This window comes from Streptomyces sp. GQ60 (assembly GCF_059758875.1).
Map to the genome: position 1 here is coordinate 214,774 of NZ_JCAXEG010000005.1, position 17,501 is coordinate 232,274.

Genomic DNA, 17,501 nt, shown 5'->3' on the forward strand with positions numbered 1-17,501 from the left:
GGCGCCGGATGGGTAGGGCGTGCGGCTCCGTAGGGCCGGGGATGTGAGAAGGGGCGGCCGACCGCAATGGTCGGCCGCCCCCTTTCGGCGTTCAGCGGGCCGCAGGCTAGTCCGCTGCCTGGAGGAGGTCCTCCAGCTGCTCCTCGCGGGCCTGGGCGGCGACGAAGAGGAGCTCGTCGCCCGGTTCCAGGGTTTCCTCGCCGTGCGGGGTCAGCACCCGGTTGCCGCGGATGATCGTGACCAGCGAGGTGTCCTCGGGCCAGGTGATCTCGCTGATCTGCTTGCCCGCGACCTGGGAGTCGGCGGGCAGGGTCAGCTCGACGAGGTTGGCGTCGCCGTGGCTGAAGCGCAGCAGCCGGACCAGGTCGCCGACGCTGACGGCCTCCTCGACCAGCGCCGACATCAGGCGCGGGGTCGAAACGGCGACGTCCACGCCCCAGGACTCGTTGAAGAGCCACTCGTTCTTCGGGTTGTTCACCCGCGCCACGACCCGGGGGACCCCGTACTCGGTCTTGGCGAGGAGGGAGACGACCAGGTTGACCTTGTCGTCACCGGTCGCGGCGATGACCACGTTGCAGCGCTGGAGCGCCGCCTCGTCGAGCGAGGTGATCTCGCAGGCGTCGGCCAGCAGCCACTCCGCCTGCGGCACCCGCTCCACCGAGATGGCGGTCGGGGCCTTGTCCACGAGGAGCACCTCGTGGCCGTTCTCCAGGAGCTCGCCCGCGATGGAACGGCCCACCGCGCCGGCTCCGGCGATCGCGACCCTCATGCGTGTGCCTCCTCAGGCCCCTCGGCGAAGGCGGCCTCCACCTTGTCGATCTCGTCCGTGCGCATCATCACGTGGACGAGGTCGCCCTCCTGGAGGACGGTCGCCGATGTCGGCAGCATGGCCTCGCCCAGCCGGGTGAGGAAGGCGACGCGGACGCCGGTCTCCTCCTGCAGGCGGCTGACCTTCTGGCCGATCCAGGTGGTGGAGGTGTGCACCTCGGCGAGCTGGACACCGCCGCTCGGGTCGCGCCACAGCGGCTCGGCGCCCGAAGGCAGCAGCCGGCGGAGCATCTGGTCGGCCGTCCAGCGGACGGTGGCGACGGTGGGGATGCCCAGGCGCTGGTAGACCTCGGCGCGCTTGGGGTCGTAGATGCGGGCGGCGACGTTCTCGACGCCGAACATCTCCCGGGCCACCCTGGCGGCGATGATGTTGGAATTGTCACCACTGCTCACCGCGGCGAAGGCGCCCGCCTCCTCGATGCCGGCCTCGCGCAGCGTGTCCTGGTCGAAGCCGACTCCGGTGACGCGACGGCCGCCGAATCCGGCTCCCAGCCGGCGGAATGCGGTGGGGTCCTGGTCGATGACCGCGACCGTATGCCCCTGCTGTTCCAGGGTCTGCGCGAGGGCGGAGCCCACTCTTCCGCAGCCCATAATGACGATGTGCACGGCCGTCCTTCCGGCTGTCAGCGGCTCGCTGGGTTCCAGCCTCATTGCTGCTCTGGCTTAACAGGGTCTCAGACCATGGCCCAAGCTACACACGGGCGGTCACCACTGTGACCATTTGCGCGGGAGGCGGGCCTCCTTTGCCCTGGATGCGGTGCGACTTCACGCTGTATAGGGGTGGGGGGTTCGTCAGGCCGATTTCGAACGCTTACGATCCTCTGCGTGTCCAAACTGACCGACGTGCCCAAACGGATCCTGATCGGCCGGGCGCTACGAAGCGACCGCCTCGGGGAAACCCTCCTTCCCAAGCGGATCGCCCTCCCGGTGTTCGCGTCCGACCCGCTCTCCTCGGTGGCATATGCCCCTGGCGAGGTCCTGCTGGTCCTCTCGATCGCGGGCGTGTCGGCGTACCACTTCAGCCCCTGGATCGCCGTCGCGGTCGTCGTGCTGATGTTCACCGTGGTCGCCTCCTACCGGCAGAACGTTCACGCCTACCCCAGCGGCGGCGGTGACTACGAGGTCGCCAACACCAACCTCGGGCCCAGAGCCGGTCTCACCGTGGCGAGCGCCCTGCTCGTCGACTACGTCCTCACGGTCGCCGTGTCGATCTCCTCCGGGGTCGAGAACCTCGGCTCCGCCGTCGATTTCGTCATCGAGCACAAAGTGCTCTCCGCGATCATCATGATCCTGCTGCTCACACTGATGAATCTGCGCGGTGTGAAGGAATCCGGGAACCTCTTCGCCATCCCGACCTACGTGTTCGTCGGCGCCGTCTTCGTGATGATCGCGTACGGAGCCTGGCGCGGCCTGGTCATGGGCGACACCATGGAGGCCCCGACGGCCGGCCTGGAGATCAAACCCGAACACCAGGGGCTCGCCGGTTTCGCACTGGTCTTCCTGCTGCTGCGCGCCTTCTCCTCCGGCTGCGCGGCGCTCACGGGCGTCGAGGCCATCAGCAACGGCGTACCCGCCTTCCGCAAGCCCAAGAGCAAGAACGCGGCCACCACCCTGGCCCTCATGGGCGGCCTGGCCGTCACCATGTTCTGCGGGATCATCGGCCTGGCCATGGCCACGAACGTCCGGATGGCCGAGAACCCCGCCGCCGACCTGCTGGAGAACGGCGTCCCCGTCGGCGACGGCTACGTCCAGCACCCGGTCATCTCCCAGGTCGCCGAGGCCGTCTTCGGCAACGGCAGCTTCCTCTTCATCGTGCTCGCCGCGGCCACCGCGCTGGTCCTCTTCCTCGCCGCGAACACCGCCTACAACGGCTTCCCGCTGCTCGGCTCGATCCTCGCGCAGGACCGCTACCTGCCGCGCCAGCTGCACACCCGCGGCGACCGCCTCGCCTTCTCCAACGGCATCGTGCTGCTCGCGGGCGCCGCCATGCTGCTGGTGTGGATCTACGACGCCGACTCGACGAAGCTGATCCAGCTCTACATCGTCGGCGTCTTCGTCTCCTTCACGCTGAGCCAGATCGGCATGGTCCGGCACTGGAACCGCCACCTGCGATCGGAGCGCGACCCGGCCGCGCGCCGCCGGATGCACCGGTCCCGGGCGATCAACACCTTCGGCGCCTTCTTCACCGGCATGGTGCTGGTCGTCGTCCTGGCCACCAAGTTCACCCACGGCGCCTGGGTCGCCCTGCTCGGCATGGTCATCTTCTACGGAACGATGTCCGCGATCCGCAAGCACTACGACCGGGTCTCCGAGGAGATCGCCGCAGCCGAAGGCCCGAGCGACGACAGCGTGCGCCCCTCGCGGGTCCACTCCATCGTCCTGGTCTCCAAGGTCCACAAGCCCACCCTGCGCGCCCTGGCCTTCGCCAAGCTGACCCGCTCGGACCGGCTGGAGGCGCTCAGCATCAGCGTCGACCCGGTCGAGACCAAGGCGCTGCGCGAGGAGTGGGAGCGGCGCGGCATCAACGTCCCGCTCAAGATCCTCGACTCCCCGTACCGCGAGATCACCCGCCCGGTCGTCGAGTACGTGAAGGGCCTGCGCAGCGAGAACCCGCGCGACGCCGTCAGCGTGTACATCCCCGAGTACGTGGTCGGACGCTGGTACGAGCACCTGCTGCACAACCAGAGCGCCCTGCGCCTCAAGGGCCGGCTGCTCTTCACCCCCGGCGTGATGGTCACCTCGGTGCCCTACCAGCTGGAGTCCTCGGAGCTGGCGAAGAAGCGGGCGAAGAAGCGCGCGGAGTGGAACGCCCCGGGCGCGGTGCGCCGCGGGCCGGTCGACACGCCCCGTCCGCGTCCGAAGGACCCGGCGGGGAAGTAGTCCCGCAGCCCCGGATCCGGGGTGGCGAACGGCCGGACGAGATCCACGTAAACTGATGGGTCGGTCGTCCGGCCGTTCCTTTTTGATCTTCTGATCCACATCCTTGGAGTCTCCCCACCATGACGAGCGAGCAGAACGAGAAGCAGTCACTGGTCGGGGAGGAGTACGAGGTCGAGGTCGGCCCCGTGGCGCACGGCGGGCACTGCATCGCCCGGACCGCCGAGGGCCGCGTCCTGTTCGTCCGGCACACGCTGCCCGGCGAGAAGATCATCGCGAAGGTCACCGAGGGCGACGTCGACTCCCGCTTCCTGCGCGCCGACGCCATCACCGTCCTCGACCCCTCCAAGGACCGGGTCGAGGCCCCCTGCCCGTACGCCGGCCCCGGCGCGTGCGGTGGCTGCGACTGGCAGCACGCCAAGCCCGGCGCCCAGCGCCGGCTCAAGGGCGAGGTCGTCGCCGAGCAGCTGCTGAGGCTCGCCGGGCTCACCCCGGAGCAGGCCGGCTGGGACGGTACGGTCATGCCGGCCGAGGGCGACAAGGTGCCCGCCGGGCAGGTCCCGCAGTGGCGCACCCGCGTGCAGTACGCGATCGACGAGGACGGTGTCGTGGGCCTGCGCAAGCACCGCTCGCACGACATCCAGCCGATCGAACACTGCATGATCGCGGCGCCGGGCGTCACCGAGCTCGGCATCGAGCAGCAGGACTGGCCGCAGATGGCCACCGTCGAGGCCATCGCCGCGTCCGGCTCCGGCGACCGCCAGGTCGTCCTGACCCCCCGCCCCGGCGGCCGGCTCCCGCTCGTCGAGCTGGACAAGCCCGTCTCGGTCCTCCGCGTCGAGGAGAAGGACGGCGGAGTCCACCGCGTCCACGGCCGCCCCTTCGTGCGCGAGCGCGCGGACGGCCGTACGTACCGCGTCGGCATGGGCGGCTTCTGGCAGGTCCACCCCCAGGCCGCCGACACCCTGATCAAGGCCGTCATGCAGGGCCTGATGCCGCGCAAGGGCGAAATGGCCCTCGACCTCTACTGCGGCGTCGGCATCTTCGCGGGCGCCCTCGCGGAACGCCTCGGCGACACCGGCGCGGTCCTGGGCATCGAGTCCACGAAGCGCGCGGTCGAGGACGCCCGGCACAACCTGACCGACTTCCCGCGGGTCCGCATCGAGCAGGGCAAGGTCGAGCAGATCCTCCCGAAGACCGGCATCACCGAGTGCGACCTCGTCGTCCTGGACCCGCCCCGCGCGGGCGCCGGCAAGCAGACGGTCCGCCAGGTCGCCGGCCTCAACCCGCGCCGCATCGCCTACGTGGCCTGCGACCCGGCGGCCCTCGCCCGCGACCTGGCCTATTTCCAGGAGGCGGGCTACAAGGTCCGCACCCTGCGCGCCTTCGACCTCTTCCCGATGACCCACCACGTGGAGTGCGTGGCGATCCTGGAACGGGTGGCGAAGGACGCCTGACGTTCGGGTCGGTGATGGTCCGACGCCCGCCGGATGAATGCCCCGGCGGGACGTCACGAGTGGAAAGTCGCCTCCTGGGCGGGCTGCGTGCCCAGCCCGGGGGGCGTTTTTTTGTGGGTCGTGGGGAGGTGGTCGACGCTTCGGGTGGGGGTGGTCGTCCGGGGGAGCGGGATTTCGAAGTGGACCGTTCCGTAGCCGCCGTGCTCGCCCGTGGTGCGCCCGTCGCAGACCTCGTCGGCCAGGCTGCGCCAGAAGGCCTCGGCTCCCGGGATGTCGACGTTCGTGTGCAGGTAGACCGTGTCGTATCCGGGGACGCCCGCGGCGAACGCGCAGGCCGTCCCGACCATGGCGCGGGCCAGCCCGTGGCGGCGGTGGTCCGGGCGCACGTACACCCGTAGGAGCTGCGCGGTGCGTCCCGAGGGATAGCGCTCGGTGAGCCAGCGGGGGTGCGGGGGGTGGGTGGGGCCGCGGGAGTTCAGCGCGGTGGTGCCGACCACCTCTTCGCCCAGGACCGCGACGACGAGGGTGTGGCGCGGGTGCGTGAGGTAGGTGCTGTCGAGGTCGACGACGTCGTCGTGCCACCGGGGCACGTACCCGTAGTCGAACTCCCGGTAGAACGTGTCGAGCATGACGCTCCGCGCGCCGGCGGCGTCCCCCGGTTCGGCATGCCGTACGACGTACGGCCCGATCCGCAGCCCCTGGCCTTGCCCCTGCGCCTGCCCCTGCGCCGGGTCCGTCAGTTCCCTCATGGCTCGGCGGCTCCCTTCCTGCACTCCGGTCTCGTGAGCGGCAGGCTACCGGAAATCAGCTCTATTGGAAATGAAAACGATTTCCGGTAGCTTCCTCCTCGGTCCCTTGCGGACGCCTCCTGCCGGGCGGTCCGCTCCGCAGGCGCGCCGCACCGTCGTCACGGCGTTTTGAAAGGAACTTCCTTGGCACATCTGCTGGTTGTCGAGAGCTGGGTGGGGTCGATGAGCAGGCTGTTGCCCAGGGCCATCGGAGAAGGCGGGCACGAGTTCACCTTCGTCACCCGGGACCTCCACCACTACCTGCGCGGCGCCGGACCGGAGGGTCCGCATCCGCTGCTGGCGGCGCGCAACATCATCACCGCGGACACCAATGCCATGGACGAGCTGCTGCCCCACCTCGAACGCCTCCACGCGGTGCTGGCCTTCGACGGGGTCGTCTCCTCCTGCGACTACTACCTGCCCGCCGTGGCCCGGATCGCCGACCGGCTGGGCCTGCCCGGCCCGGCCGTCGAAGCCGTGGAGGCCGCCTGCCGCAAGGACCTGACCCGCCGGGTGCTGGCCGGGGCCGGGGTTCCGGGGCCCCGCTTCGCGCTCTGCGCGGACACCGCGCAGGCCGCGGCCGCCGCCCGGGAGATCGGCTATCCGCTGGTGGTCAAGCCCGTGGACCTGTGCGCCGGAATGCTCGTACGGGAGGTCCGCGACGAGCGGGAACTGGAGGCGGCCTGCCGGGCGCTGGAGGAGTTCCCGGTCAACGCGCGCGGCCAGGAACGGATGCCCGTCGTCCTCCTGGAGGAGTTCCTCACCGGACCCGAGGTCAGCGTCGAGACCGTCTCCTTCGGCGGTGTCATCGGCGTGGCAGGTGTCACCGACAAGAGCATCGGCGGGGCGCCCGCCTTCATCGAGACCGGGCACATGTTCCCGGCGGACATCGCGCCGGAGGCGGCGCGGCAAGCGGTGGACACGGCGGCGGCCGCGGTCAAGGCCCTCGGCCTGGACCACGTCGTGTGCCACACCGAGATCAAACTGACGCCCGAGGGCCCCAAGGTGGTGGAGGTCAACCCCCGGCCCGCCGGCAACCGGATCACCGAACTCGTCCGGCACGTCACGGGCATCGACCTGGCCGCGGCCTGCGTGGACGCCGCCCTCGGCCGGACGCCCGACCTCACTCCGCGCCCGACCGGCGTGCACAGCGCCGCCATCGTCTTCCTGCTCCCCGACACGGCCGGCACCCTCGCCGGAATCGAGGGCGCCGACGAGGTCCGGGCGCAGCCCGGAGTGCTGGAGCTCACCCTCGCCGGGCCGGGGCGCGCCGTACGGGCCGCGACCAGCAACAACGAGTACCTCGGCCACATCATGACGGCCGACACCTTCGGGAGCGGGGCCCGCCGGGCCGCGGAGCTCCTCCTCGCCCGCCTGCGCCCCACGTTCGAGGAGCAGGATGCCGAACTCGAGGAGCAGGGCGCCGAGTCCGCGGCGGTGCCCGCATGACGGCGCCCGCCGTGCACGATCCCGCCGTGCACGATCCCACCCTGCACGATCCCGCCGTGCGCACCGTCGGCCGGCTCGTCGAAGCGGTGCGCGGCGGGAGTTACGGCTCCGACCCCGCCCTGGAGCGCATCGCGCTCGCCTTCACCACCGCCCAGGCGGTACGCCACGCCGGCCGCGGCAGCGGATACCGCAACGAGGTGCTCAGCCTGCGCCTGGAGGCGGCCGTCGGATCCTGCGCCGTGGAGCCGGGCACCCTGCCCGCCGCGACGCTCGACGACTGCGTCGGAGCTACGGTGGCCGAACTCCTCGACCACCCGCAGCTTCCCGTACGGATCGCCGCGCTCGACGCGTACCTGGGCCACGTGCGCCCCCACACCCCCGACCACGGCGCCCGCCCGTACGCCCTGCCGGCCGGGAACTCCCTGCACCGGTCCCGGGCCCGCGCCCGCGCCGTGGCCGACCTGCTGCCCGCGACCGGGATCCGCCGGGTCCTGGTCATCGGCGTCGTCAACTCCCTGCTGGAGCAACTGCGGTCGCGCGGACTGGCGTACGTGCCCTGCGATCTCAAGGGCGGCGCCACCGAGTGGGGCGAGCCGGTGCGGACCGACGCCCTCGCGGAGCTGGAACGGTGCGACGCCGTCCTCGCCTCCGGCATGACCCTCGGAAACGGCACCTTCGAGCCGCTGCTCGACCACGCCGCGGCCACCGGCAAGCCCCTGGTGATGTTCGCCCAGACCGGCAGCGCGGTCCTCCCGCGCTTCCTGGGCGCCGGGGTCAGCGCCGTGTCCGCGGAGCCCTACCCCTTCTTCTGGCTCGACGGCGGCCCGGGAGTCATCCACCGCTACGGAGGCACCTGTTGACCGTCGCGCCCCTGCTGGACCGCACCCCGGCCCGCAGCGCGAACCCGGAGCTGCTGACGCTGGTCGGCCGCACCCCGCTCGCGCGGATCCGTACCGAACTCCCTTACGCCCACCCGGGCTTCTGGGCCAAACTCGAATGCCTCGGCGCCGGTGGCATGAAGGCGCGGTCCGCCGTGTCCATGCTGCGCGGCGCCCGGCGGCGCGGCGAACTGCGCCCCGGCGCCACCGTGGTCGAATCCACCTCGGGGACCCTGGGGATCGGGCTCGCCTTCGCCGGACAGGCGCTCGGGCACCCGGTCGTCCTCGTCGGCGACCGCGAACTCGAACCGTCCATGCGGCAGTTGCTCCATGCGTACGGCGCCCAGCTGGAGCTGGTGGACCGGCCCGCCCCCGAGGGCGGCTGGCAGGCGGCCCGGATCGCCCGGCTGCGCGAAGCCCTGGCCCGGATCCCGGACGCCTACTGGCCCGACCAGTACAACAACCCCGACAACGCGGCCGGGTACCTCCCCATGGCCGCCGAACTGTGCGGGCAGCTCGAACACTTGGACGTCCTGGTGTGCAGCGTCGGCACCGGCGGCCACAGCGCCGGGCTCATCGGCCCGCTGCGCCGCCGCTGGCCGCGCCTGAAGGTGATCGGCGTGGACTCCGTGGGATCGGCCATCTTCGGCCAGCCCGCCCGCCCCCGCCTCATGCGCGGGCTCGGCAGCAGCATCCACCCGCGCAACGTCGCCCACCAGGCCTTCGACGAGGTCCACTGGGTGGGCCCGGCCGAAGCCGTCGACGCCTGCCGCAGGCTCGCCCGCACCGGCTTCGTCAGCGGCGGCTGGAGCACCGGCGCCGTCGCCCTCGTCTCCGCCTGGGCCGCCCGGGTGGAAGCGGGCGCGGTCGTCGCGACGGTCTTCCCCGACGGCCCGCACCGCTACCTCGGTACCGTCTACGACGACGAGTTCTGCCACGCCCACGGTCTCGACCGGGCCGAACTCGCGCTCCGCCCGCTGGAGATCGCCCACCCGCACGCGACCGAGGCGGTCGGCTGGACCCGTTGCCGCACCGTCCTCGACCCGCTCGCGGCCACCCGGCCGCACCTGCCGGCGCCGGCGCGGGGAGGCGCTGCGTGAAGCTCACCTGGTACACCACGGAGCTGGAACTCGCCGAACCGCTGCGCATATCCCGCTCGGTGATGGCCCGCCGCGACGCGGTCTGGGCGGCGATCGAGCACGGCGGCCTGACCGGCTGGGGCGAGGTGGTCAGCAGCGACTACCTCGGCCTGCCCACCGAGCGCATCGTCCGGCACCTCGGTGCGGTGCGCCCCTCGGTCGAACGCCTTCCCGACCCGGAGACCGCGTGGGACGAACACGCCGCCCCGTGGGACGAACACGCCGCCCTGTGGGACGAACACGCGTCCCCGCGGGACCGGCACGCGGCCCGTCCGTTTCCCGGCCTGCCGCCCGGCGTGCTCGCCGGGCTGGAGGCGGCCCTGCTCGACCTGGTCGGCAAGCGGGCCGGCCGGCCCGCCCACCAACTGCTGGGCACCGACGCCGCACCGGCCGCGCAGACCACCCGTACGATCGGCATCACCACGCCCGTGGCGGCGGCCGCGCAGGCCGCCCGGCTCGCCATGAGCGGCTTCACGGCCCTCAAGGTCAAAGCGGGATCCCCCGATCCGGCCGAAGACCTCGCGCGGGTGGAGGCCGTACGGATCGCCGCCCCCGGTGCGAGCGTGCTGCTCGACCCCAACGGGGCGTGGACCGAACGCCAGGCCCACGACCTGCTCCCGCGCTTCGCCGCCCTCGGCGTCACCGCCGTGGAACAGCCCATCGCGCCGGGCCGCCACGACGCGCTCGCCCGGGTGGCGAAGGAGTCCCCGGTCCCGGTGATCGCCGACGAGGACGCGGTCTCGTACGAGGACGCCGTGGCGCTCGCCGGACTCGTCCACGGCGTCAACGTCAAGCTCGCCAAATGCGGCGGCGTGCAAGCCGCCCTTCGCATCCACGAAGCCCTGCGCGGCAGCGGCACCGACCTGATGCTCGGCTGCCTCACCGCCAGCTCGCTCGGCATCGCGCCCGCCGTGCACCTCGCCGACCGGGCCCGCTGGGTGGACCTCGACGGGCACCTGCTGCTCGCCGAGGACCCGTGGACCGGCATCGGCGGGACCGACGGCACCGTACGGGCCGCCGACCGGGCGGGCCTCGGAGTCCGGCGCGCCCACCCGGCGGTCGTCCGGTGAAGGTCCTCCACTCGATGCGGGGCTTCCCGCCCGCCGTACGCCTCCTCCTCGTCAACCAGCTCGGCGTCAACACCGGCTTCTACCTGCTCATCCCGTACCTCGCCACCCACCTCACCGACGACCTCGGCCTCTCGGCGGCCCTCGTCGGGGTCGTCCTCGGCCTGCGCAACCTCAGCCAGCAGGGCCTGTTCCTGATCGGCGGCTCGGCCGCCGACCGACTCGGCGCCCGCGGGGTGATCATCGCGGGCTGCGCCCTGCGCACGGTGGGATTCGGCCTGTTCGCCCTCGGCGACGGGCTGCCGCTGCTGATCGCCGCTTCCGTGCTCAGCGGGCTGGCGGGGGCCCTGTTCAACCCCGCCGTGCGGACCTACGTCGCCCAGGAGGCCGGCGACCGCAAGGCCGAGGCCTTCGCCCTGTTCAACGTCTTCGCCACCACAGGGGCGCTGCTCGGCCCGCTGCTCGGCACCCTGCTGCTGCTCGTGGACTTCCGGGCCGCCGCCGTCTCCGCGGCCGGGGTGTTCGCCGTCCTCACCGTGGCCCAGCTGCTGGTGCTGCCCGCCCGGAAGGTCCCGGCCCCCGGCACCGGCGTGCTCGGCGACTGGCGCGAGGTGGCCGGCAACCGCCGGTTCCTGGCGTTCTCGCTCGCCATGATCGGCATGTACGGCCTGGAGAACCAGCTGTACCTGCTGCTGCCCCGTGCGGCCACCGACGCCTCGGGCTGGGCCGGTTCGGTCGGCCTGCTGTTCCTCGCCGGGACCGTCGCCAACCTGCTGTTCCAACTGCGCATCACCCGCGCCCTGAAGGCCCGGGGGAGCAGCGGGCGCTGGATCGCCACCGGCCTGGCCGTCATGGGCCTCGGCTTCCTGCCGCCGATGCTCGTCGCCGGCCCCGCCACCGCCCACCCCCTGCGGCTCCTGCCGGTGCTCGCCGGGGCCCTGCTGCTGCACCTCGGGGTGATGATCGCCCAGCCCTTCGTGATGGAGCTGATACCGGCCTTCGGGCGCCCGAACCTGACCGGCACGTACTACGGCCTCTTCTACGCGGTCTCCGGGGTCGCGGCCGCCGCCGGCAGCGCGGCCATCGGCTGGTCCATGGACACCGCGGGCCACACCGGCCGGACCTGGCTGCCCTACGGCTGCTGCCTCGCCCTCGGCCTGCTCTCGGCAGCGGCCGTGGCCCACCTGCACCGAAGACGCGCCCTGCCCCGCGACCCGGCGCCGGACCCCCTCGACCCCCTGCCCTCCCGCACCACCGCGCGCCCCCGAAGCGAGACCCGATGACAGTCACCACCAGCGGCGGCACGACGAGCGGCGCCACCAGCGGCAACCTGCTCACCGACCACCCCGAGCTCTACGAGGAGCGCTTCCCCGACCCCGAACGGCTCGCCGCCCGCTGGGCCGAGGAGATGCTGACCCGCCACGGCGCCGGTCCCCGGGTCCTCGACGTCGGGTGCGGCACCGGCCGGGACGCGGCCTGGCTGCACCACCGGGCCGGGCGCGAGGTCACCGGCATCGACACCTCGCGGGCCATGCTGGCCCACGCCGGCGTCCACCACCCCGGCCCCGGCTACCAGCTGGCCGACATGCGCGCGTTCGAGGTCGACGCCACCTTCGACGCGATCGTCTGCCTGGACAGCGCCCTGCTCTACTGCCACACGAACGAGGACCTGGCCGCCTTCCTCGCCCGCTGCCGCGCCCACCTCGCGCCCGGCGGGCTGCTCGTCGCCGAAATGCGCAACGGGGCCTTCTTCCTCGGCAACACCGAACTCCTGGACACCCCGCGCACCGCCTCCTTCGCCTGGCGCGGGACCACGTACACCTCCCACACCACCCTGTGGATCGACCACGGCGCACAACTCCTGCGCCGCCGAAGGACCTGGACCGCCGACGACGGCTCCCTTCCGGACGAGCAGCACTCCGCCTGGAGGCTGCTCTTCCCGCAGGAGCTCCGGTACTTCCTCACCACCGCCGGGTTCGAGGTACTCGGGCTGCACGACGGACCCGGCCCCCGCACCGAACCGCCGTGGCGCGAGGGCGAGGCCCCGCACGGGACCACGCGTTCCGACCGCCTCCACCTCATCGCCCGGCTCGCGCCCCACCCCAGCAACGGAGACATGTCCGCATGAACGACGCCCGCTCCAGCCTCGCCCGCAGAGGCTTCCTCATCGCCACCGGGGCCACCGCCCTCGCCCTCACCGCCGCCTGCGGCGCCGGCGCCACCGCCCCGGACGCCAAGAACGCCGCGGCGGGAGCCCCCAAGGCCGGCGGTAAGCTGCGCGCCGCGTTCGCGGGCGGCGGAGCCAACGAGACCCTCGACCCGCACGCCGCCAACCTGTTCGTCGACGCCGCCCGCGCCAAGGCCCTCTTCGACAAGCTCGCCGACTTCGGCGCCGACCTCGCCGCCGTCCCCCGGCTCGCCGAGCGCTGGGAGCCCAACGAGACCCTCGACACCTGGCGGGTCACCTTGCGCAAGGCCGCCTTCCACGACGGCAGGCCCGTCACGGCCGAGGACGTGCTCTACAGCTACCGCCGGATCGCCGACCCCAAGGGCACCTTCCGGGCCAAGGCCTCCCTGGAGCCCATCGACCTGGCGGCCAGCCGCGCCGTCGACGCGGGGACCGTCGAGTTCAAGCTCAAGCGCCCCTACGCCGAATTCCCCAACGTCCTGGCCGCGTTCGGCGCGTACATCGTCCCCAAGGACACCACCTCCTTCGACAAGCCCGTCGGCTCCGGCCCGTTCGGCTTCGTCTCCTTCACACCGGGCAGCTCCCTCCTCGTCAAGCGCAACGAGGCCTACTGGGACGGCGCCCCGCACCTGGACCAGCTCGAATTCGTCGTCGCCGGCGAGGAGTCGGCACGCGTCAGCGCCCTGCTCGGAGGCCAGGTCGAGTACGCCCACGAACTGAACCCGGCCACCGCCCGCACCCACGAGGGCAAGGGGAAGATCGACGTCGTGCGCCTCCCGGGCAGCGCGATGCAGGGCTTCGTCATGAAGACCGACCGCCCGCCCTTCGACGATCCCCGGGTCCGGCAGGCCTTCTTCCTCATCGCCGACCGCCGGGAACTCGTCGACGGGGCCCTCTCCGGCGCCGGCGAGATCGGCAACGACCTGTTCGGCAAGGGCTACCAGTACTACCCCGCGGGCCTGCCCCAGCGCACCCAGGACCTCGACAAGGCCCGCGCCCTGCTCAAGGAGGCCGGGGCCGAGGGCCTCAAGGTCACCCTCGACACCGCCCCCGCGGCCACCGGCTTCGTCGAGGCCGCCGGCATCTTCAAGGAGCAGGCCGCCAAGGCCGGAGTCACCGTCGAGATCAAGGTCGGCAACAAGGACACGTACTGGAAGGACATCCTGAACACCGGCACCTTCGCCTCCTACCGCTCCGGCGCCATGCCCATCGAGTCCCACATCTCGCAGCGCCTGCTGACCGGCTCCACCACCAACGCCACCAAGTGGCAGCGACAAGACTTCGACGACCTGTACCAGCAAGCCCAGTCCACGCGTGACGTCACCCAGCGCGGCGCCCTCTACGAGCGGATGCAGCGCCGGTTGTACGACGAGGGCGGCTTCCTGATCTGGGGGTTCGCCGACTGGATCATCGCCACCGCGCCCACGGTGCACGGGGTGTCGAAGCAGGCCCCCGCGAACACCCTCGACTGGGCCCGATTCGACAAGATCTGGCTCGCGTGACACCGCACCTTCCATGGATCGGCCGCCGCCTGCTCCTCGGTCTGGGGCAGACGGCGGCCGTCGTCCTGTTCGTCTTCGCCCTCACCGAGGCGCTGCCCGGTGACGCCGCCGTCGCCCTCGCCGGGGACCAGCCCGATCCCGACCGCATCGCCCTGATCCGCGCGACGATGGGCCTGGACCGCCCGCCCGCCGAACGCCTCGCCGACTGGGTCGGCGGCCTCCTCCACGGGGACCTCGGCACCTCCCTGGTCAGCGGACGGCCCGTCACCGGCTACCTGGCCGGCGGAATGGGCCCCACCCTCCTCCTCGCCGGCGCCACCCTGGCCCTGCTCGTCCCGCTCTCGGTCGGGCTCGGCGTGCTGGCCGCCCGGCGCGAGGGCGGGCCGCTCGACCGGACCGTGAGCGGGCTGACCCTGGCGGTGCACGCCGTACCGGAGTTCGCCCTCGGAGTCCTGCTCGCCACGCTCTTCGGGCTGTGGCTGGCCTGGCTGCCGCCCACCGCCGTGGGCGCCGACCCCTTCACGGAGCCCGCCGTCCTGATCCTGCCCGTCGTCGTCCTGCTGTCGCGGCCCGTGTGCACCATCAGCCGCCTCGTGCGCGCCGGGATGATCGACGCGATGGCCTCGCCGTACGTGGCCCAGGCCCGGCGCTACGGAGTCTCCGGCGCCCGGATCACCTGGACCCACGCCCTGCCCAACGCCCTGGCCCCCGCCACCCAGCAACTGGCCCGTACCTGCGACTGGCTGCTCAGCGGGGTCATCGTCGTGGAGGCGCTCTTCGTGATCCCGGGCCTCGGCACCGTCCTCGTCGAAGCCGTCGCCGCCCGCGACCTCCCCGTGGTCCAGGGCATGGCCGTCGTCTTCGGAGTCGTCACCGTCGCGGTCAACCTCGCCGCCGACCTGGCGGCCCGCCGGTTCGCACCCCGGTCCGAGGTGGCGGCGTGAAGCAGACACCCTCACGGTCCCTGCTCGCCCTCGCGCTGATCGGCCTCCCCGTCCTCCTCGCCCTGCTGGGACCCCTCGTGGCGGGGGCGCCCGGTCCCCGCTCGGTCTCCTTCGCCTTCCCCGCGGGGCACTGGCTCGGCACCGACTTCAGCGGACGCGACGTCTGGCACCAGGTGCTCCTCGGCGGCCGTTCCGTCGTGCTCGTCGCGCTCGCCGCAACCGCCCTCGCCTACCTCGTCGCCGTCCCCCTGGGCCTCACCGCCGCGCTCACCCGCCGCACTTGGCTGGAGGAGGCGCTGATGCGGCCCCTGGACGTGGTCATCGCGGTCCCCTCGCTGCTGCTGGTGCTGCTCGTCGCGGCCACCCTCACCCCGGGACCCGCCGGACTGACCGTCCTGGTCGGGCTGGCCGCCGTACCCGACGCCGCGCGCGTCGTCCACGCGGCGGCCGTCGAGATCTCCTCCCGGCCCGCCGTGGAAGCACTGCGCATGCAGGGCGAGTCCTGGTGGCGCACGGCCGTCGGGTACGTGGCCCGCTCCATGCGCCGCACCCTCGCCGCCGACGCCGGAATCCGGCTCACCGGAGCCCTCTACCTGGTCGCGACCGCGGCCTTCCTCGGGGTGGGCGTACAGCCGGACGCCGCCGACTGGGCGGTGATGGTCGACCGCAACCGCACCGGGCTCTTCCTCCAGCCCTGGGCCGTGGTCGTGCCCGCCCTGCTCATCGCGGCCCTGTCCATGGGCACCAACCTCCTCTTCGACGCCGTCCTCCAACGGCCCGGCCCCCGGAAGGGAGCGACACCATGACCCCCGTCGCACACGTGCGGGACCTGCGCGTGGAGATCGGCGGACGGGCGATCGTGGACGGGGTGAGCCTCGCCGCGCACGCCGGCAGGATCACCGCCGTCATCGGCCCGTCCGGCAGCGGCAAGACCACCACCGGCCTCGCCCTCCTCGGCGAGTACCCGGCCGGCGCCCTGGTCGGCGGCACGGTCCACACACCGGCGGGCCCGGTCGGATACGTACCCCAGCACCCGGCCTCCGTCCTCAACCCCGCCCGCCGGGTGGGAGCCCTCCTCGCCGACATCGCCGCCCGGCAGGGAGGCGACCGGCGCGAGCGCGCGCGCCGTACCGAAGAGGCCCTGGGCCTCGCCCAACTCCCCGATCCCGCGGCCGTGCTGGGCCGCTTCCCGCACCAGCTCTCGGGCGGCCAGCAGCAGCGGGTCGTCCTGGCCCAGGCACTGCTGCTCGGCGCGCGGGTCATCGTCGCCGACGAACCCACCACCGGGCAGGACGTCCTCACCAAGCAGGGCATCGTGGCGGAGCTGGCCGCCATCGCCGCACGGGGCATCGCCGTCGTCCTGCTCAGCCACGACCTGGACGTCGTACGGAGGCTGGCCGACGAGGTCGTGGTCATGCGGGACGGGCGGGTCGTGGACCGCGGACCCGCGTCGTCGGTCCTGGGGGAGCTCGTACCGGAGCCGCCGCGCCCCGCCCGAACGCCCCGCCCGCGCGGTCCGGTGCGGCTGGAGACGCGGAACCTCACCGCCCGGCACCGCACCGCACAGGGCGCCGCCGAGGTACTGACCGGCATCGGGGTGTCGGTCGCGGCCGGGGAGTGCCTGGCGCTCGTCGGCCGGTCCGGCAGCGGCAAGACCACCCTCGGGCGCTGCCTGGCCGGGCTGCACCGCCGGTACGAGGGCACGGTCCTGCTCGACGGGACGCCACTGCCGCCCAGCCTGTGTTCCCGCAGCCGGTCCGAACTGGCCGCCGTGCAGTACGTGTTCCAGGACGCGAAGGCCGCCTTCGACGAGCACCGGCCGGTCCTGGACCAGGTGGCCCGCAGCGCGGTACGGCTCCGCGGTGCCGCACCCGAGGACGCGCGGAACGCGGCCCTGGCCGTGCTCGGAGAGTTCGGGCTCGGAGACTTCGGCCGCGGCGAGGGCCTCGCCCGGCGCCGGCCCGGGGAACTCTCCGGCGGCGAACTCCAGCGCGCGGCGCTGGCCCGGGCCCTGCTGGCCGGACCCCGGGTCCTCGTCTGCGACGAGATCACCTCCGGCCTCGACGCGGCCACCCGGACCACCATCCTGGACGCCCTCGCGCGGCTCCGGAGCGGCGGGCTCGGCCTGGTGTTCATCACCCACGACCCGGCCGCCACCGGAGCCCTCGCGGACCGGATCGCCGTCCTCGACGCGGGGCGCATCGTCGAGGAGGGTCAGGCCCGCCGGCTGATGGAGGCTCCGCAGCACACCCTCACCCGGGACCTGCTGTCCGCGCGGTCCGCGGCCCTGCCCGGCCCGGTGCACGGGTGAGCCCCGGCCCGTGGAGGGCCGGGGCTCGGGGCGCGGGGTCTCGGCGGCGCATCGGGGTCTCGGCGGCGCACGG

General features: G+C 72.9%; 15 protein-coding genes. 12 read left to right on the forward strand and 3 right to left on the reverse strand.

Going from position 1 to position 17,501, the window contains the following annotated elements; genetic code table 11:
- Positions 1-106: 106 nt before the first annotated feature.
- Complete coding sequence (locus AC6CKD_RS15110) at positions 107-769, reverse strand: potassium channel family protein (protein ID WP_214953432.1); 663 nt, start codon at positions 767-769, stop codon at positions 107-109.
- Positions 766-1,434, reverse strand: a complete 669-nt coding sequence (locus AC6CKD_RS15115) for a potassium channel family protein (protein WP_498327781.1) — start codon at positions 1,432-1,434, stop codon at positions 766-768. Before AC6CKD_RS15115 ends, AC6CKD_RS15110 begins: the two co-directional genes overlap by 4 nt.
- Positions 1,435-1,653: 219 nt before the next feature.
- On the opposite strand from AC6CKD_RS15115, the gene AC6CKD_RS15120 reads away from it, so the two are divergent.
- Positions 1,654-3,708 (forward strand): APC family permease, encoded by a 2,055-nt coding sequence (locus AC6CKD_RS15120; protein WP_498327783.1) that lies wholly within the window; start codon positions 1,654-1,656, stop codon positions 3,706-3,708.
- A 119-nt stretch (positions 3,709-3,827) separates the two neighbouring features.
- Positions 3,828-5,162, forward strand: coding sequence for a class I SAM-dependent RNA methyltransferase (locus AC6CKD_RS15125; RefSeq protein WP_498327785.1), 1,335 nt, complete (start codon positions 3,828-3,830; stop codon positions 5,160-5,162).
- Between the two features lie 53 nt (positions 5,163-5,215).
- On the opposite strand, the gene AC6CKD_RS15130 is transcribed toward AC6CKD_RS15125, so the two are convergent.
- Positions 5,216-5,911 carry a GNAT family N-acetyltransferase gene (locus AC6CKD_RS15130; protein ID WP_498327787.1) on the reverse strand — a complete coding sequence of 232 codons (696 nt, stop codon included), beginning with the start codon at positions 5,909-5,911 and terminating at the stop codon, positions 5,216-5,218.
- Between the two features lie 183 nt (positions 5,912-6,094).
- On the opposite strand from AC6CKD_RS15130, the gene AC6CKD_RS15135 reads away from it, so the two are divergent.
- Genes AC6CKD_RS15135 through AC6CKD_RS15180 form a run of 10 tightly spaced genes read left to right on the forward strand, consistent with a single transcriptional unit; the run spans position 6,095 to position 17,428 of the window.
- Positions 6,095-7,399 (forward strand): ATP-grasp domain-containing protein, encoded by a 1,305-nt coding sequence (locus AC6CKD_RS15135; RefSeq protein ID WP_498327788.1) that lies wholly within the window; start codon positions 6,095-6,097, stop codon positions 7,397-7,399.
- A complete protein-coding gene (locus tag AC6CKD_RS15140; RefSeq protein ID WP_498327790.1) occupies positions 7,396-8,259 on the forward strand; it encodes a Rossmann-like domain-containing protein in 864 nt (287 codons plus the stop codon). Before AC6CKD_RS15135 ends, AC6CKD_RS15140 begins: the two co-directional genes overlap by 4 nt.
- Positions 8,256-9,377 (forward strand): PLP-dependent cysteine synthase family protein, encoded by a 1,122-nt coding sequence (locus AC6CKD_RS15145; protein WP_498327791.1) that lies wholly within the window; start codon positions 8,256-8,258, stop codon positions 9,375-9,377. The genes AC6CKD_RS15140 and AC6CKD_RS15145 overlap by 4 nt, the downstream gene beginning before the upstream one ends.
- Entirely contained in the window at positions 9,374-10,486 is a 1,113-nt protein-coding gene (locus AC6CKD_RS15150) for an enolase C-terminal domain-like protein (RefSeq protein ID WP_498327793.1), read from the forward strand. Before AC6CKD_RS15145 ends, AC6CKD_RS15150 begins: the two co-directional genes overlap by 4 nt.
- A complete protein-coding gene (locus AC6CKD_RS15155) occupies positions 10,483-11,766 on the forward strand; it encodes an MFS transporter (RefSeq protein WP_498327795.1) in 1,284 nt (427 codons plus the stop codon). The genes AC6CKD_RS15150 and AC6CKD_RS15155 overlap by 4 nt, the downstream gene beginning before the upstream one ends.
- The gene (locus AC6CKD_RS15160) at positions 11,763-12,611 is read left to right on the forward strand and encodes a class I SAM-dependent methyltransferase (RefSeq protein ID WP_498327797.1); all 849 of its coding nucleotides are present in this window, start codon (positions 11,763-11,765) and stop codon (positions 12,609-12,611) included. The genes AC6CKD_RS15155 and AC6CKD_RS15160 overlap by 4 nt, the downstream gene beginning before the upstream one ends.
- Positions 12,608-14,173 carry an ABC transporter substrate-binding protein gene (locus AC6CKD_RS15165; RefSeq protein WP_498327799.1) on the forward strand — a complete coding sequence of 522 codons (1,566 nt, stop codon included), beginning with the start codon at positions 12,608-12,610 and terminating at the stop codon, positions 14,171-14,173. Before AC6CKD_RS15160 ends, AC6CKD_RS15165 begins: the two co-directional genes overlap by 4 nt.
- Complete coding sequence (locus tag AC6CKD_RS15170) at positions 14,161-15,117, forward strand: ABC transporter permease (protein ID WP_498328121.1); 957 nt, start codon at positions 14,161-14,163, stop codon at positions 15,115-15,117. The genes AC6CKD_RS15165 and AC6CKD_RS15170 overlap by 13 nt, the downstream gene beginning before the upstream one ends.
- Positions 15,114-15,923, forward strand: a complete 810-nt coding sequence (locus AC6CKD_RS15175; protein ID WP_498327801.1) for an ABC transporter permease — start codon at positions 15,114-15,116, stop codon at positions 15,921-15,923. The genes AC6CKD_RS15170 and AC6CKD_RS15175 overlap by 4 nt, the downstream gene beginning before the upstream one ends.
- Complete coding sequence (locus AC6CKD_RS15180) at positions 15,920-17,428, forward strand: ABC transporter ATP-binding protein (protein WP_498327803.1); 1,509 nt, start codon at positions 15,920-15,922, stop codon at positions 17,426-17,428. Before AC6CKD_RS15175 ends, AC6CKD_RS15180 begins: the two co-directional genes overlap by 4 nt.
- The last annotated feature ends 73 nt before the right edge of the window (positions 17,429-17,501 follow it).

Coding starts and splice junctions, on each gene's coding strand:
- AC6CKD_RS15110 (WP_214953432.1), bottom strand. CDS start 769: ATGAGGGTCGCGATCGCCGGAGCCGGCGCGGTGGGCCGTTCCATCGCG.
- AC6CKD_RS15125 (WP_498327785.1), top strand. CDS start 3,828: ATGACGAGCGAGCAGAACGAGAAGCAGTCACTGGTCGGGGAGGAGTAC.
- AC6CKD_RS15130 (WP_498327787.1), bottom strand. CDS start 5,911: ATGAGGGAACTGACGGACCCGGCGCAGGGGCAGGCGCAGGGGCAAGGC.
- AC6CKD_RS15140 (WP_498327790.1), top strand. CDS start 7,396: ATGACGGCGCCCGCCGTGCACGATCCCGCCGTGCACGATCCCACCCTG.
- AC6CKD_RS15160 (WP_498327797.1), top strand. CDS start 11,763: ATGACAGTCACCACCAGCGGCGGCACGACGAGCGGCGCCACCAGCGGC.
- AC6CKD_RS15165 (WP_498327799.1), top strand. CDS start 12,608: ATGAACGACGCCCGCTCCAGCCTCGCCCGCAGAGGCTTCCTCATCGCC.
- AC6CKD_RS15180 (WP_498327803.1), top strand. CDS start 15,920: ATGACCCCCGTCGCACACGTGCGGGACCTGCGCGTGGAGATCGGCGGA.